The sequence below is a fragment of the Streptomyces roseoverticillatus genome (assembly GCF_000719265.1).
Taxonomy (GTDB): Bacteria; Actinomycetota; Actinomycetes; order Streptomycetales; family Streptomycetaceae; genus Streptomyces; species Streptomyces roseoverticillatus.
On sequence record NZ_JOFL01000011.1, the window covers coordinates 262473 to 274002 of the forward strand.

Genomic DNA, 11530 nt, shown 5'->3' on the forward strand with positions numbered 1-11530 from the left:
GCGGCGGGTTTGTTGCGCGGCAACGGTCCGGCGATTGAAGGGGGCTCGCCCGCTCGTAGGGCACCGCCGGTCTCGCCGTCGTGGTGGGGCGCCGTTGCGGCGGCGGGTTTGTTGCGCGGCAACGGTCCGGCGATTGAAGGGGGCTCGCCCCACGGCGCAGCCGCCCCGTACGTCAACGAGCGCCGTTGCGCGGCAGGAACTGCCCGGCAACGGCGCTCGAATCCGTAGACGTACCGTCAGACACCCAGCGCCGCACCCCCGTCCACCGTCAGGTCATGCATCGTGATGTGGGACGCGGCGTCCGAGAGGAGGAACACCACCGCCTGGGCGACATTGTCCGGACGGGCCAGTTTCCGTAGCGGAATGCCCACGCGGAACGAACTCGCAACTCCTTCGATCGAGGCCTTCCGCGCCGCGGCCGCGTCCTTCCACATATCACTGAGCATCGGCGTCTCCGTGGACCCCGGCGCCACCAGATTGCACCGGATCCCGTATTTGGCGACCTCCAGCCCCAGGCACTTGGTGAACATCGTGGCGGCCGCCTTCGACGCCGAATAGGCCGCCATCTCCACCCGCGCCGTACCGGCCGCGTTGGAGGCGACCGTCACCACGGCGCCACTGCCCCGCGGCACCATGCGGTTGACGACCGCGCGGGAGACGAAGAAGACCCCGCTGGTGTTGACGGCGAAGGTGAACTTCCAGTCCTCGTCCGTCAGTCGGCGCGCTTCGGAGAGCCGTAGCACGCCTGCCGCGTTGACCAGGTAGTCCAGCGGCCCGAGCGCCCGCTCGACCGCGTCGACGAAGGACTCCACCTCCGGACTGGAGGTGACGTCCCCGGGAAACGCCGCCACGGGCAGCCCGTCCGCGGTGAATTTCTCGACGGAGGCCCGTAGCCGTACCTCATCCTTGTCGACCGCTGCGACGGTGACACCCCTCTCGGCGAGCGTCCGGACGACCGATTCCCCTATTCCGCCTGCCGCCCCGGTGACGAGAGCGACTTTTCCTTCCATCTGTAAACCTCCATACGCGGGAGTTCATGGCACGTCCGTGAACAATTTTCAGCAAAACTGGATGGCAGGTGAAGCGGGGTTTTCTCACTCCGTCAGGTGAGCGAATGGGAAAGAAGGGGGCGCCGCCCACCGCCCCCGGCCGAACGGCCGCGCCGTACCACCAAGTGGCCCAAGATCCCGGCCGGAAAGTGGACCACGGGACCGGACACTCGCTCCCCTAGATTGATCAACATGAACAGCGCACAGAACCCCGCCGCCCCCGCCGCCCCTCTCCTCGTCCGCTCCGCCGAGGCCACCGTCCTCAGCGACGCCCCCGGCTCGCTGATCACCCTCCTCGCGGACTCGGACACCACCGGCGGCGCGTTCACGACCAACCGCGCCACGCTCGCCGAGGGCACGGCCGGCGCCCCGGCCCACTTCCACACCCGTGCCACCGAGTTCTTCCTCGTCCTCGACGGCGCGCTGGAGGTGCTGGTCGGGGAGGACGTCCTCACCCTGCACAAGAACGACTTCCTCGCCGTACCGCCGGGCACGCCGCACGCGTTCGCCCCCGCGGCCGGTCACTCGGCCGACGCCCTGGTCGTCTTCACGCCGGGCATGGCCCGCTTCGACTACTACCGCCTGCTGGACCGCGTGGCGCGGGGCGAGGCGAGCGTCGAGGAGATCAAGGAGTCGTCGGAGCGGTTCGACAACCACTACGTGGACAGCCCGGTCTGGCGCGCGGCCCGCGCGGCCGCCGCGTAGCGCCTCCGCCTGACGCCGCCGCGTAGCACCTTCGCCTGACGCCCTCGCCCGGCACCCGTCGCGGAAGACCACCCGCGTAACACCTTTGCTGCACCCGTCCCCGGCCCCGCCTCGAACGCCCGAGCTGTCGCACGGAGGTGTTAACGTCGCAGCGATCTGAAGAGATCACATCAAGCAAGGGACGGGGGTCCACGGCGTGGCAGGCGCGCGCGAAGTGGGACGCAAGCACGAGAGCGGCGGACCCAAGGGCGAGATCGCCCTGGCCAAGGGCGCAGGCGTACTCATCGCCGTCGTCGTCAGCTGGCACCTGGCGGTGTGGGCCACGGCCGACCACATGGCCCTCGGGAACGTCCTGGCCACGGCCGGCGCCCTCGCGAAGCACGAGCCCCTCGCCGGTCTCGGCGACGGCATCGTGCCGGCGTCCGCCCCCGTCACCGTGGCCGCCTGGCTCGGCATCCTGCTCGGCCCGATCGTGATCGTCGTGCTGGCCGTACGGGCCCGGCACCGCCGTAAGCGCGGCGCGGGCGGCGAGGGCCTCGCCTCCGCGACCGAGGCCCGCGACATGCTCGGCGAGAAGCGCGCCCGCGCCGCCGCCAAGATGACGCGCGCGACGTCGTTCACCGACAAGGACGGCCGTTACGACCCCAAGGCCGCCGCGCGCGCGGAGCTCCACGAGGTCGGCTGGATGCTCGGCACGCAGGTCGGCAGCGGGCAGCCGCTGGTGGCCACGCCGGAGGACTCGGTCGCGGTCATCGCCCCGTCCGGCGGCGGCAAGTCCCGCAACGTCGTCATCCCCGCCTGCCTCGACGCCCCCGGGCCGCTCGTCGTCACCTCCACCCGCGCCGACGTCCTCGACGTCATCGCCGAACCGCGCTCGCGGCTCGGCCGGGTGTGGGTCTTCGACCCGCTCGACACCGTCGGCTGGCCGCACAAGATGGTGTGGGACCCGGTCGCCGGCTGCCAGGAGGGCGAGACCGCGACGTCGCGCGCCCTGTCGTTCTCCGTCGGCATGGGCGCGGACGACAGCTCCTCCAGCAACGGCAGCTTCTTCCAGCAGACGGCGTCGTCCGCGCTGACACGGCTCCTCCACGCCGCCGCCCTCGAAGGCAAGACCATCGAGCACGTCATGCGCTGGGCCACCAACCTGGAGAAGGCCAGCGAACCGCGGGCCATCCTCACCGACCACCCCAACGCCGAGCCCGGCTGGGACGTCCTGCTGAGGTCCGTGTCGACCGGCGCCGACGAGACCGTCGCCTCGACCCGCCAGACCCTCGCCGCGCAGATCGAGCCCCTCGCGCTGCGCAAGGTGCTGCGCTGCGTCACCCCGCAGGAGGGCGTGCCCACCTTCAGCCCGGACGCGTTCGTCGCCTCCCGCGACACCCTCGTCCTCATCAGCGACTCCAACGCGTCGACGAACGTCTCGCCGCTGACGACAATGCTGCTCGGCGAGGTCGTCGACGCGGCGAAGCGGCGCGCCCCGCGCCTGCCGTCCGGCCGGCTGGACCCGTTCCTGCGCCTCGTCCTCGACGAGGTCGCGAACGTCGCCCCGCTGCCCAAGCTGCCGTCGCTGGCCTCCGACGCGCGCGGCTACGGCATCCACATCGTCTACGCGCTGCAGTCCCTGGCCCAGGCCGTGCTCCGATGGGGCCAGCACGAGGCCGACACGCTGCTCGACAACGCGGCGGCCACGATCGTCATGGGCGGCCTGAAGGACGTCGAGGCGCTGCGCCGCTTCTCCGAACTCGTCGGCGAGGCCGAGATCATGGAGATCTCGAAGTCCCGCGACAGCCAGCGCCTCTTCGGCTACGGCACCAACGAGGTCGAGCGCGAACGCCGCATCCTCCGGCCCGAGGAGATCCGCCAGCTGCCGCACGGCCGGGCGCTCCTGCTGTTCCGCGGCGCGCCGGGCGTCATCGCCGAGCTGCTGCCGTGGGACCAGCGGCGGGACGGGGCGCAGCTGAAGGCGGCCGAGCACGCGACGCGGGCATCGCGCATAGGCCCGCCGCCGGTGGAGCTTCCGGGCGCGTAAAAGAGGGGGCGGAACGACATGGAAGAACACCTGCAGAACCTGCAGGAAGAACTGAAGTCCCTCCGGGAGGAGCTGGAAGCCCTCCGGGAGTGGCGCACCCAGTTCGAGACGGCGGTCAAGAACTTCGCGTCGGGGACGAAGGCGAACCAGGCCGAGGTCACGGAGGTCGTGACGGAGGTCATCGACCGGCTGCACGCGGTGGAGGCGGCGACGGCCGCGTCCGCCGGCGCTTCGGCTGCCGACTCCCACCAGCCGTGGTCGCTCCGGGCCACGGAAGAGGACTGGCGCAAGCTCGCGGAGTGGCTGGACTGGCTGGGCAAGCACTACGCGCCGCAGCTCCACCTGCGCATCTGGCCGTGCTGGCCGCTGCACGGCGGCGTCACCGAGGAACTGGCCGCCCTGCATGCCTCCTGGCGCGCGGCCACGGAAGCGGACGCGGACCCGTCTCGCGAGGGCAGCGACCTCGCGTACTGGCACCAGATGTGGCTGTGGCCGACGATCGAGCGCATCCGCCAGCACTACATGTTCAGCGAGTGCGAGGACGACCACTCGCCCGACCGCCCGGGCCGCCCGACGGACGCGGCGGCGCTGCAGCAGCGCATGGCCGAGGCGGAGGCCGAGCGGCGTCGCCTGGAGCACGCCAAGTACGACTACTTCGTCAAGACGTCGCCGAACGGCTATCCGGCGGAGCGCCCGTCGAGCCTGTGGCGCTGCGCGGCCGGACGGGACGAGGAGTGGGAGTTCCTGTCGCTGCTGGACTGGCAGTGGCACAGGACGGAGGACGAGGACGCCCAGCTGCCGCCTCCGCGCAAGGCTTTGCACGAGGTGACGGCCGACCGGGCCGAGGAACTCCAGGCGGACCGGCAGGGCTGGGTCCGCTACTGGGCACGGTACGTGGACGAGCAGGAGTGGCGGGCGGGGGAGCAGCCGGTGTCGGTGGTCCGCCGGCGCCGCAGCCCCGAGCGCATCTACGACGAGGCGTTCAAGACCTGGAACGAGTGGGGCCCGACCCGGGCGGTCTACGACTTCTTCGACGCCCGCCCGTCGAACCCGCCGCACCTGGTGGAGATCGACGCGGCCGAGGCGGAACGACTGCTGGGCGAACTCCACGGCGCGAAGGGGGCGACGGAACTATGACGGCGAAGAAGCCGGTAGCGGCCTGGAAGGACGACTCCACGGCCCCGGGACGCCGCCCGGAACTGACCGCGGACCAGAACCAGGCGGTGACGGACCGCTGGGAGGCGGCGCGAACGGCCCACAAGGGCCTGGACGCCGCCGTGGAGGCCGTCGAGGAGACGCTGCGCGACACGCACGGAGCAAAGCTGGAAGGCAAACAGCACCGCCTGATGGGCCTGAAGGCCTTCCGCCGCACGGTCGCCCTGCAGCTGGAGGACCACGTCCCCCTGGACAAAATCCTGCGACTGGTCCGCGACCTGAACCGCTACACCCTCACCTTCGCCCCGAACTCCTACACCGAAGGCGTCCGCCACACGTACGCCCTGCTCCACGAACGCGGCTACGCCATCGTTCCCGGCTCGGAGCAGAACACGTGGGAGGACCCGGTGTACAAGGGCTTCCGCGCGGTGTGGCAGCAGCCGGACGGCGCGGCGCGATTCGAAATCGCTTTCCACACGCCTGACAGTTATCGGGTGAAGACGGAGAACCACCTTCTCTACGATCTGTATCGCGAGAGCCATCTCCGCGCGCTGGGCGAAGAGCCGCCGGAGAACATGACGGAGTCCCATGAGGACGCGGCGAAGGTGCTCCAGCACCAGCGGTACGGCGAGATTCCTGCGAAGGGGAACAAGTGATGAGCGAGAATTACGAATACTTTGTGGACGCCGTTCCGACGGTCGACGACCTGTACAGCGAGGACCGGCCGTCGAGCATGTGGCGGAGGCTGGGTGACCAGTGGGAGTACCTGTCCCTCGTCGACTGGTCCTGGCACAACGTGAAGGACACCAACGTCAAGTACCCCCCCGTACTCGAAGGGCTTAAGCCGATCACCGCGGAACGGGCCGCCGAGCTGGAAAGCGACCGCCAGGGCTGGGTGCGCTACTGGGCCTACCACACGAGCGAGCGCACGTGGCGCGCCGGCAACGGACCGACGACCGTGGTGCGTCGCCGGAACAGCCCTGAAGACCGCCTGGACGAGACCTTCATGCGAAATGACGCATGGAAGCGCGACACGGCGATCTTCGAGTTCTACGACGCGCGGGCGAGCAACCCCCCGCACCTGGTCGAGATCAGCCCCGACGAGGCAGAGCAGCTCCTGCAAGAGCTGCGTGGCGTGACGGGAGCCACTGAGCTGTGACCGACCTGGCAGACGGGGGCTGGCAGGGCGACGAGGCCAAACGCGAAGACCACCTCAAGCTGAGCCCCGAGGACAACCGGACCGTCACGCAGTTCTGGGAGCGGGCGGCAGCGGCTCGCGGCGAACTCGACAACACGATGAAGGGCTTGGAGGAGCGGTCAGCCTCTCGTGGCGGGAAGCTTGAGGGATTGTCGCACTCCCTCAAGGGTCTGGACTCTCTCCGCCGAAAAGCGGCCGGTCCGACCGAACGTGGTGTCAGCGCGGAGGACGTGTGCGCGGATATCGACGATCTCAATCGCTACACCCTGACCTTTGAGACGGACAACTACGTCCAGGGCACCAAAGAGACCTATGAACGTCTTCGGGAACAGGGGTACGAGCCGCTCTCCGAGACGAATACGTGGCAGGACCCGGTCTACAAGGGCCTGAACACGACCTGGCAGCACACGGAGCGCGAGGAGCGATTCGAGCTCCAGTTCCACACGCCGGAGAGCTTCGCCGCGAAGAGCGAGAATCACGAACTGTACGAGCTCGCCCGCAGCGGTTCCTTCGACGCGAAGAACACCCAGGAACAGCCGAATCGTTCGACTGCCTACTACCAGGCTACGGACCTGCTGCAGAACGAGCGGTACGCGAACGTCAAGGTGCCCGAGGGCGTCGACGAGCTCGGAAAGGTGAAGGTCCGGGCGACGCTCAATCCACAAGTCTCACCGGAGGTCGTCGCCGAGGTCCGTCAGATGGAGGCGGATCTGAAGGCGACGCATGAGGCGGAGGCTGCTGCTCGTGCCCGCGCCGAGGCCGAGGCGAAGTCGGTGGTGTTGGACATGGACGATCCGCTCCAATCGGAGAAGCAAGACCTGAAGAACAGACTGGCCGCGAACGCTCCTACCCCGGAAGCGACCCGAAAGGTGGCAGAGGCGCCGTACCGCGACCCCGTACCGAGCCAGTCGCGCGGTCGTGGCCCGTCATTGACGTAAGCGGTGTCCTTCTTCCTCCGTGAATGGTGCTTGTAAGTGGTGGGACAGCATGAATATTTCGTGGGGTCGGGTCCGACCGCCATGGCTCTGTACACGGAGGAACGCCCGTCGAGCCTATGGCGGCGATTCGACGAGCAGTGGGAGTACCTGTCGCTGCTCGACTGGTCGTGGAAAACGGTCGAGGCCGAGAGAGAAGCCTGGTTCTTGCCCCGGGCAGAGGACCTGCATCCGGTATCGGCGCATCGCGCCGCCGCGCTCGAGGCCGACCGGCAGGTCTTCGTGCGCTACTGGGCGCGCTACGTGGACGAGGAGGACTGGAGGGACGGCGAGCCGCCCTCCACGGTCGTCCGGCGCCGGCGCAGCCCCGAGTGTGTCCTCGACGAGTCCTTCCGGAGGCGTGGTGTCTGGGGGCGCACCCTGGCGATCCTCGATGTCCACGAGGGCCGGAGTTCGGACTGGCCGCACCTGGTCGAGCTGACCGCAAAAGAGGCCGATGCGCTGCTTCACGAACTGTTCGGCGTGACCGGAGCCACCGGGCTGTGGGCAGAGCAAGAACAAGGAAAGTAAATGATGAGCGAGCAATACGAATACTTCGCCGAGGTGCCGCAGGGCTACACCGTGGATCGGCCCGACGGCCTGTGGCGCCGTCGCGGTGACGCGTGGGAGTACCTGTCACTCCTGGACTGGCAGTGGCACGACGTCACGGCGACGAACGTGCAGACTCCGCCCGCCCCCGAGGTGCTGCACGCCGTCTCCGAGGAGCACGCGGCCGCGCTGGCGGCCGACCGGCAGGGCTGGGTTCAGTACTGGGCTCACTATTCGAGCCGGCGTGCCTGGGACGACGGGCGTGCGCCGACCACCGTGGTCAGGCGTCGCCGCAGTCCGGAGAACATCCGTGACGAGTCGTTCAACAGTGAGTCGGAATGGGGCCCGACCATGGCGGCCTTCAACGCGTTCGACGGCCGGTCGTCCACGTCCCCGCACCTTGTCGAGCTCACGACCGGCGAAGCCGAGCAGCTTCTGCAGGAGATCTTCGGCGTTACGGGGGCCACGGAACTGTGAGCAGCGAAACGGGGGCCTGGCGGGGCAGCAAGGAAGCCGAGGAAGACCATCTGACGCTGACCGAGGACGAGAACCGGATCATCACGAACCGGTGGGAGCAGGCCAAGGCGGCGCGCGGCCATCTCGACGGCGTGGTGAAGGGGATCCAGGAGAAGACCGCAGAGAGCCACGGCAGTCAGGTGGTCGGGCTGGATCACTCCCTGAAGGGCCTCGACTCCTTCCGCCGCAAGGCCGCTGTGGCACGCAAGGCCGACAACGTGAGCGCCGAGGAAACGGCCGAATACGTCGACGACCTGAATCGCTACACCCTGACCTTCGAGACGGATAAATACGCCGAGGGCGTGCAGGAGTCGTACGCTCAACTGCGCGAGCAGGGGTACGAGCCGGTCTACGAGGTGAACACCTGGGACGACCCGGTCTACAAGGGGCTGAACACTTCCTGGCGGCACTCGGAGACGAAGGAGCACTTCGAGCTGCAGTTTCACACTCCGGAGAGCTACCAGGCGAAGTCGGAGAACCATGAGCTGTACGAGCTGACGCGTTCGGGGAAGTTCAGGGAGCTTGCCGGGAAGGACGAGGGCCTGGCGAAGCAGTACAAGCAGGCTGCGGATCTGCTCCAGAGCGAGCGCAACAAAATCATCCGCATCCCGCCCGGTCAGGAGCAGTTCGGCGAGCACGTTATCCGGGCCGAGCTCAATCCGGACGTCAGCCGGGAAGCCGTCGGGGTCGTCCAGGAGAAGGAGGCCGGGCTCAAGGCGAAGCATGCGGCTGAAGCCGCGGCTCGTGCGCAATCACAGGCGCAAGCGGCCCGGTCGGTCCTGGACACGGACGCCCCCGCGCAGGCCGAACACAACGAGCTGCGCAACAAGTTGGCTACAAAAACCCTTCCGCAGCAGGCCCGGCAGGGCCCCACGGCTGCGCGCACCGAGCCGCTGCCGGCGCAGTCCCGCGGCCGTGGCCCGTCGCTGACGTGACCCAAGCCACGCAACCGCTGAAGGGGCACGCGGCAGCGTCCGCCTTGTCGGGAAATTAAGGGCGTCGCATCGATCAAGATCGTTCATATTCGAACGGAAACTGTTCGTCCGAAGTAATTTGACGATCAGTAATGGTCGACGTACTGTCCTGCCACTCAGGCCTAGCACGGGGGAAGGGTCATCAGGGTTGAGCACGTTCAAGACGGTCATGCGGCGGATTCTGAATCTGCCGGAGCCGCAGGGCGACAAGAAGGCGGCGAATCCACCGGCGGGTGCACCGGCCGGTCAGTCCGCCGTACCCGGTCAGCAGCAATCCGCAACGACGCCGTCCCCCGTACCCGCCCAGGCCGCCCCGCCGGCCCCCGCCGGACTCCAGCAGTGGACCGACGCCGCCGCCCGCCTGCAGGCACAGGCCCCGGGCGCGCCGCAGCCCGCCCCTGACCAGGCCGCCCCGTCGGGTCAGGGCCAGGGCAAGGGCCGTGACGTCCCCTGGCAGCTGGAGGACGAGAACAGCGGCACCAAGTTCATGGTCAAGGTCGGCCGCGGTGCGCTCTGGGGCGTTGTCGCGCTGGCGGCGATCACCGGCATCCGGTCGTGGTTCTGGGCTCCCGCCCCGCCCAAGGCCGATCCCGTCCAGGTCAACAACGGGCCCACCTACCCCGTACAGGAAGCCCAGTCCGTCGCTGCCCGCTTCGCGCGCGCCTACCTGACCTGGGACGAGAACGACCCCAAGCCGCGCGCCGAGGCCATGGCCCGTGACATGGCCAAGGGATTGGACGCTGCGGCCGGTTGGAACACCCGTGGGCAGCAGGAGGTCCTCGTGGCCCAGCCCGGTCCGGTCTCCGAGGACAAGGACAAGCGGGCCCGGGTGCGCGTGGACGTCCTGGTGAAGGGTCCCGCTTCCGACGACAAGAGCAAGCCCTCCGACAAGCCCAAGGACGACAAGTCGAAGGACGACAAATCCAAGGACGACAAGTCCAAGGACAAGAAGGACGACGCGAAGAAGGACGACGCGTCCAAGGGGAACGACTCCCGTCCGGTCACCGGTCCCCGGTGGATCGGGCTGGAGATCCCGGTCGTCTACACGTCCGGCCGGATCGTCGTCACGGGCCAGCCCGGCCTGGTGGGCGTGCCGCAGAACGCCCCCGCCGCCCCCGCATTCACGGCGAAGACCGCGGACAACGACTTCAGTGACAAGACGCGCGGCGTCGTCGAGGAGTTCTTCGGCAAGTACGCCACGGGCGAGGCCGAATCCGTCGCCGCGCCCGGTGCCTCCGTCGCGGCCCTGCCGCCCGGAGTCTCCCTCGGCTCCCTCCGTAACTGGTCGGTCGACGAAGGAAGCGGAAGCGACCGTACTGGTGCCGCGACCGTCACCTGGCTGATGGGCGGAGCCGAACTCGAGCAGACCTATCGGGTCAAGCTGACCCGGGTCGCCTCGGCCAAGGCCGAACGCTGGCAGGTCGCGGAGGTCCACGGCGGCATGTCCTCCTGACCGGAGCGCCGGGGAACTGCCTCCACATTCCGGATCCTTCCGCTCTTATCTCAAGCAAAGGGAAAATGATGGAAATCGCGCTGTCCAATGGTGACGAGCTCAAGACCTGGGTGATTGCCGTCGCCGGCAACATCTTCCTGATCGTCCTGGCCGTCCGGGCGATCGGCCACTACGCCAAGCGTGAATGGGGCGAGCTGCTCGCCCACTTCATGGCCGGCGTCGTGGTGGCCGGTTTCGTCTACGCGTCGGACAGCGCCAAGGGCATGCTCACCGCGATCTGGAACAAAGTGGCGGGGGCATGAGGGTAGGGCATACCTTCACCCGCCATTTCGATCTGGAGACACGCCAGCACGAGCTGCTCGGCATGGACCTCGGCGAGGGCCCGTCACGGCGGGTCCTCACCACGGGCGCCGTCGTCTACGCGGTGTGGATGGGCGCCCTCTTCCTGATCTTCGGGTGGCCCTCGCAGGTCTTCTTCACCCTCTACTTCGCGCCGCCGGCCCTCATCACCTTCTACGGATCCCAGCGGTCCCGGCGCAATGAGCGGCGCTGGAACCTCACCCAGTGGGCCCTCAGTGTCCGCTATCTGACGGTGGGCCACCGGCCGGTCATCAACGGCGGCCGGCGGGCGGCCGCCCGCTCCGAGTGGCTCCCGCTGCGGGCGCGCCTCGGGGAGAAGGCCGACGACGTCATGTCCCTCCCCGGCATTGGCGCGTTCGAAGGGCTCCTGGGCAACGAGGAGCCGCAGCGCACGTCCGGCCGGGCCATCACGCTCGAGGCCCGCCCCCGGCTGTACGGACCGGACCACGTCTACCGGGCGAGGTCGCGCAACCACTCGTCCCAGAAGGCACACAAGGCGCAGAACGCGGCGCAGAACCCGCAGCAGGCGCCAGGCGGCCGTAAGGGCCGGAAAGGTACGTAAAGGTAC

General features: G+C 68.7%; 13 protein-coding genes. 12 read left to right on the plus strand and 1 reads right to left on the minus strand.

The genetic code is table 11. The features are described 5' to 3' along the window. Positions 1–236: 236 nt before the first annotated feature. Positions 237–1010 (minus strand): 2,3-dihydro-2,3-dihydroxybenzoate dehydrogenase, encoded by a 774-nt coding sequence (locus tag IF61_RS0115380; protein ID WP_030366952.1) that lies wholly within the window; start codon positions 1008–1010, stop codon positions 237–239. 231 nt (positions 1011–1241) lie between these two features. Between IF61_RS0115380 and IF61_RS0115385 the strand changes: the two genes are divergently transcribed. The 12 genes from IF61_RS0115385 (at position 1242) to IF61_RS0115445 (ending at position 11524) form a co-directional block, all read left to right on the plus strand. Continuing rightward, entirely contained in the window at positions 1242–1754 is a 513-nt protein-coding gene (locus tag IF61_RS0115385; protein ID WP_030366953.1) for a cupin domain-containing protein, read from the plus strand. Between the two features lie 214 nt (positions 1755–1968). After that, positions 1969–3783 (plus strand): type IV secretory system conjugative DNA transfer family protein, encoded by a 1815-nt coding sequence (locus IF61_RS0115390; protein WP_030366954.1) that lies wholly within the window; start codon positions 1969–1971, stop codon positions 3781–3783. A gap of 18 nt (positions 3784–3801) precedes the next feature. Next, complete coding sequence (locus IF61_RS37465) at positions 3802–4920, plus strand: hypothetical protein (RefSeq protein WP_052392710.1); 1119 nt, start codon at positions 3802–3804, stop codon at positions 4918–4920. Next, a complete protein-coding gene (locus tag IF61_RS0115405) occupies positions 4917–5594 on the plus strand; it encodes a hypothetical protein (RefSeq protein ID WP_030366955.1) in 678 nt (225 codons plus the stop codon). The genes IF61_RS37465 and IF61_RS0115405 overlap by 4 nt, the downstream gene beginning before the upstream one ends. Continuing rightward, positions 5594–6097: a hypothetical protein gene (locus tag IF61_RS0115410; RefSeq protein WP_052392711.1), complete on the plus strand. Its 504-nt coding sequence runs from the start codon at positions 5594–5596 to the stop codon at positions 6095–6097. The genes IF61_RS0115405 and IF61_RS0115410 overlap by 1 nt, the downstream gene beginning before the upstream one ends. Continuing rightward, positions 6094–7074, plus strand: a complete 981-nt coding sequence (locus tag IF61_RS0115415; RefSeq protein WP_030366957.1) for a hypothetical protein — start codon at positions 6094–6096, stop codon at positions 7072–7074. The genes IF61_RS0115410 and IF61_RS0115415 overlap by 4 nt, the downstream gene beginning before the upstream one ends. Before the next feature lie 36 nt (positions 7075–7110). Beyond that, complete coding sequence (locus IF61_RS0115420; RefSeq protein ID WP_157848609.1) at positions 7111–7641, plus strand: hypothetical protein; 531 nt, start codon at positions 7111–7113, stop codon at positions 7639–7641. Positions 7642–7644: 3 nt separating this feature from the next. Continuing rightward, on the plus strand, positions 7645–8136 hold the full coding sequence (locus tag IF61_RS0115425) for a hypothetical protein (protein ID WP_157848610.1): 492 nt from the start codon (positions 7645–7647) through the stop codon (positions 8134–8136). Further along, positions 8133–9110, plus strand: a complete 978-nt coding sequence (locus IF61_RS32335) for a hypothetical protein (RefSeq protein ID WP_030366960.1) — start codon at positions 8133–8135, stop codon at positions 9108–9110. The genes IF61_RS0115425 and IF61_RS32335 overlap by 4 nt, the downstream gene beginning before the upstream one ends. 187 nt (positions 9111–9297) lie before the next feature. After that, the gene (locus IF61_RS32340; RefSeq protein WP_052392714.1) at positions 9298–10602 is read left to right on the plus strand and encodes a conjugal transfer protein; all 1305 of its coding nucleotides are present in this window, start codon (positions 9298–9300) and stop codon (positions 10600–10602) included. 68 nt (positions 10603–10670) lie between these two features. Continuing rightward, positions 10671–10904, plus strand: coding sequence for a hypothetical protein (locus IF61_RS0115440; protein ID WP_052392715.1), 234 nt, complete (start codon positions 10671–10673; stop codon positions 10902–10904). Next, positions 10901–11524: a hypothetical protein gene (locus IF61_RS0115445; RefSeq protein WP_157848611.1), complete on the plus strand. Its 624-nt coding sequence runs from the start codon at positions 10901–10903 to the stop codon at positions 11522–11524. The genes IF61_RS0115440 and IF61_RS0115445 overlap by 4 nt, the downstream gene beginning before the upstream one ends. Positions 11525–11530: the final 6 nt, after the last annotated feature.